Consider the following 4432-nt stretch of genomic DNA (forward strand, 5'->3'; position numbering starts at 1 on the left):
GCGAGCTGGAAAACATCGCCCTCCCTCACCTGCTGCTGGAGTTCGAGGAAAAGATGTTCACCTTCGAGCGCTTGCGCACCGAAGTGGAGACGTTCGTGGAGTCGCTCTTGTTCGATTGACGCATTTGTTCTGCCTGACGGCTGACGGCGGATGGCTGACAGCTAAGGAGACTATGACGCAACCGAAATCGACCGAATACCGCGGCCAGATCCACCAGCGCCAGAAGGAACTGATGCTGAAGTGGTACCAGCGCCTCGACTCCTCCGCCCACACCGGCCTGCCCCCCAGCGTCTCCCTCATGATCTCCGGCAACTGCGTGGAATTGCTCGAGGCCTTCGACGCTGTCCCCCTCTACCCCGAGATCAACGCGCTGCAACTGGCCATCCGCCACCAGTCGCTCGAGCCCATCCTGGCCGCCGAGGAACTGGGCTACGCCGCCGACAACTGCGCCTACGTCAAGGCCGACATCGGCTCCTACCTGAAGGGCATCACTCCCACCGGCGGCAAGCTGCCCCGGCCCTCCCTGGTGCTCTGCAACTTCGTCGGCTGCAACACCTACGTCAAGTGGTTCGAGCACGTGGCCGCGCTCACCGGCAGCCGCCTCTACGTGCTCGACGTCCCCTTCTGCCGCGAGGCCGAGCCCAGCCCGGCCGACATCGCCTACGTGGTGAAGCAGCTCCAGGAACTGGTGAGCGTGCTGGAGAACATCACCGGCAAGAAGTTCGACTACGACCGCTTCCGGGAAGCCGTGCGCTGCGCCGCCGAGGTGGAGGAGCTGTGGTCGCGCATCAAGCACCTGGCCCGCCGCTCCCCCTCCCCCTTCGACGCCTACTTCGACGCCATCACCCTCATGGGACCGCTCTACGTCTATCGCGGCAGCCCCGAGGGCGTGGCCTTCTTCCGCGCCGCCCTGAACGAGCTGGAAGAGAAGGTGGCCAACGGCGAGGGCGTCTACGAGCAGGAGAAGTTCCGCCTGGTGATGGAAGGCCCGCCCCCTTATCCCTACTTCCGCACCTTCCGCGACATGTTCGCCAAGTGGAAGGCCACCGCCGTGGCTTCCACCTACTCCACCGTGGGCGGGCTGTGGGAGTTCGGCGACCGCCACGATCCCGACCACCCCTTCGAGTCCGTCGCCCTGCACATGCTTTCCCAGAACGTCACCAACCGCAACTTCCTGCAGCGCTATGACCAGATCCAGCGCTACGTGGAGGAGTGGCAGGCCGACGGCGTCATCATCCACTTCGTCAAGAGCTGCCGGCTGTTTTCCGCCGGCCAGGGCGACATGCGCGACTACTTCACCAAGTCGCTGCATCTGCCCACCCTCTACATCGAGAGCGACCTCGAAGACCCGCGCTACTTCTCCGAGGCCCAGATCCGCAACCGCATCGACGCCTTTTTCGAGGCGCTCGAGCACAGCAAGCTGACGGGCGCGGCCCATCCCGCCGCTTCCGCCTGAGAGGAGGACCATGCGCGTCGCCGCCGGAGTGGATGTGGGCTCCACCCAGACCAAAGCCATCCTGATGGAAGAGAACGCCCGCCCCCAGATCATGGCCCGCGCCCTGGTCGATACCGGCGCCAACGTGCGCAAGGCCGCCGAACACGCCTTCCACGTGCTCTGCCAGGAGGCCGGCATCCACGCCCACGACGTCGGCTTCGTGGTGGGCACCGGCTATGGCCGCTACAACATCTCCTTCGGCAACGCCCAGATGACCGAGATCTCCTGCCACGCACGCGGCGCCCACTTCGTCTTCCCCAACACCCGCACCGTCATCGATATGGGCGGGCAGGACTCCAAGGCCATCAGCGTGGGCGCGAGCGGCGAGGTCCTCGACTTCGTCATGAACGACAAGTGCGCCGCCGGCACCGGCCGCTTCCTGGCCAACGCCGCCGAGGTCATGGGCATCCGTCTCGACGAGGTCGGGCCCCTCTCCCTCCAGGCCCTGCAGCCGGTCAAGATCACCACCGTCTGCACCGTCTTCGTCGAGTCCGACATCCTTTCCTACCTTGCCCAGGGCAAGAAGGGGGAGGACATCCTGGGCGGAGTGCACCAGGCCATCGCCAAGCGCACCGTCTCGCTGGCCCGCCGCGTGCCCATCGAGCCCGCCATCACCCTCACCGGCGGCGTCGCCCGCAACATCGGCATGGTGCGCGCTCTCGAAGACGTGCTCGGCGCCCAGCTCCAGGTCAGCCCCGACGCCCACTTCATCGGCGCCATCGGCGCCGCTATCTTCGCCCTGGAAAAGCTCGACCGCAGCTTCGAATCCGATATCTGGAGCCCTGAACATGCGCCACACGGCAGGAATTGACGTCGGCACCGGCCTGACCAAGGCGGTCATCCTGGCCGCCGGCTCGAACGGCGCGCCCCCCACGGTGCTCGCCCGCGCCCTCACCCGCACCGGAGTGGAGCTGGAGAAGGCCGCTGCCCGCGCCCTGGAGATGGCCCGCGCGCAGGCCGGCCTGCCCCCCGACGCGCCCTGCTACGTCTCCACCACCGGCTTCGGCCGCTACAGCGTGAGCTTCCGCGACCTCCAGGCCACCGAGATCACCAGCGCCGCCCGCGGCGCCTACTTCCTCTTCCCCCAGGCCTCCTGCGTGCTCGACATCGGCAGCCAGTCCACCCGCGCCATCCACCTGCGCGACGCCGGCCGCGTGGGCAGCTTCAAGACCAACGACAAGTGCGCCGCCGGCTCCGGCAGCTTCATCGCCCGCGCCGCCAAGTACCTGCAGATCCCCCTGGAAGAAGTCGGCGAACTCTCCCTGCAGGCGCAGAATCCCCAGCCCATCTCTTCCATCTGCGCCGTGCTGGCGGAGAGCGAGATCATCAACCACGTCTCCGCCGGGGTCAGCGTGGAGGACATCCTGCGCGGCATCCACGACTCCCTCGCCGACCGCGCCGCCAACCTGCTCAAGCGCGTCGGCTTGGGCAGCGAACTCACCTTCGTCGGCGGCGTCGCTCGCCAGCAGGGCATGGTCAAGGCCCTCGAATCCCGCCTCGGCCTCAAGGTCAATGTCCCCCAGGATTGTGAATACGTCTGCGCCCTGGGCGCCGGGCTCTTGGGTTTGAAGCGCATCGCCGTCGCTGCTTAACTTCTTTGCTGCTGCGTTCTTAAGCAGGCCCGCTGCGCTACCTCACATCGCGGTGATGAGAAAATCACCACCCTGGGTGACCCCCATCACAGCCTTTCCCCGCCCACACGCCCACACTCCAAGTTAGGGGAACAGGACCAGCGGAGTCTGGCCCTCCCCGAAGGAGAGTTCGCCATCATGAAAAAGCTGACCATCGCTGTGTTTCTGTTCTGCCTGATCCTGCTGCCGCTGTCCGGCTTCGCTGCCGGCCCCAACGGCGCTGACCTGTTCAAGGCCAAGTGCGCCGTCTGCCACGGCGCCGACGGCGCCGGCAAGGCGGCCATGAAGACCCCGGACTTGGCCTCGGCTGCCGTGCAGGGCAAGAGCGACAAGGACCTGGCGGACTTCATCGCCAACAACCCCAAGCACAACTTCTCCAAGAAGGGCATGACCCCGGATGAGATCAACGCCGTGGTCGCCTTCATTCGCAGCTTGAAGAAGTAGGTTGGCCCGCCAGCGCCGGCCCTTCGGGCGGGGCGAACCTGCCCCCCGAAGGGCCCGGCGGCGGGCTCGGGGGCGCCGTGACCGAGCGAACCGCAATCCGTCTGGCGCCGGCCCCACCAGGCCCGGCGGCCGCCCCGGGCGCGCAGCGTGCGCGTCCCCGTCCGCCCCTACCCGCGGCGCATCCCCACCCTCGACCCTCTCGCCGGCCCTTCCAGGACCGAGCCAGTTCCCATCTTCTGCGGAGAACGCCATGAGCAAGGCCATCCTGTACGACGCCACCATCTGCATCGGCTGCCGGCAATGCGAAGCCGGCTGCGCCGAGCAGAACAAGCTCCCCTACGACGACAAGATCGCCGCCGAAGAGGTCCAGTCGGCCCACAAGTTCACCGCCATCCTGACCAAGGGTGACAAGTTCATGCGCCGCCTGTGCATGAACTGCAACGACCCCACCTGCGCCTCCGTCTGCCCGGTGGCGGCGTTGCGCAAGACCCCGGAAGGCCCCGTGATCTACGACCCCGGCCGCTGCATCGGCTGCCGCTACTGCATGGTCGCCTGTCCCTTCGACGTCCCCAAGTATGAATGGAACAAGGCGCTGCCCCTGGTGCGCAAGTGCACCATGTGCCCCGACCGCGTGGCCGCCGGCCGCCAGACCGCCTGCGCCGAGATCTGTCCCACCGGCGCCACCAAGTTCGGCGAGCGCGACGTCCTCATCGCCGAGGCCCGCCAGCGCCTGCGCGAGCATCCCGAGCAGTACGTGCCCCACATCTACGGGCTGGAGGAAGTCGGCGGCACCTCCGTGCTCCTGCTCTCCTCCGTGCCCTTCGAGCAGTTCGGCTACCGCACCGACTTCCCCCACCAGCCC

5 protein-coding genes are annotated in these 4432 nt (G+C 67.1%); all 5 read left to right on the forward strand.

The genetic code is table 11. The annotated features are described in order from the left end of the window. Window positions 1–172: 172 nt before the first annotated feature. Entirely contained in the window at window positions 173–1456 is a 1284-nt protein-coding gene (locus VEG08_15270; protein ID HXZ29354.1) for a 2-hydroxyacyl-CoA dehydratase family protein, read from the forward strand. A 10-nt stretch (window positions 1457–1466) separates the two neighbouring features. After that, window positions 1467–2306, forward strand: a complete 840-nt coding sequence (locus VEG08_15275; GenBank protein HXZ29355.1) for an acyl-CoA dehydratase activase — start codon at window positions 1467–1469, stop codon at window positions 2304–2306. After that, window positions 2284–3087, forward strand: a complete 804-nt coding sequence (locus VEG08_15280; GenBank protein HXZ29356.1) for an acyl-CoA dehydratase activase — start codon at window positions 2284–2286, stop codon at window positions 3085–3087. The genes VEG08_15275 and VEG08_15280 overlap by 23 nt, the downstream gene beginning before the upstream one ends. 177 nt (window positions 3088–3264) lie before the next feature. Further along, window positions 3265–3570, forward strand: a complete 306-nt coding sequence (locus tag VEG08_15285; GenBank protein HXZ29357.1) for a cytochrome c — start codon at window positions 3265–3267, stop codon at window positions 3568–3570. 250 nt (window positions 3571–3820) lie between these two features. Then, window positions 3821–4432, forward strand: a 612-nt coding sequence (locus tag VEG08_15290) for a 4Fe-4S dicluster domain-containing protein (protein HXZ29358.1), incomplete at its 3' end; no start/stop codon positions are given.

The organism is Terriglobales bacterium (genome assembly GCA_035624475.1).
Taxonomy (GTDB): domain Bacteria; phylum Acidobacteriota; class Terriglobia; order Terriglobales; family Acidobacteriaceae; genus DASPRL01.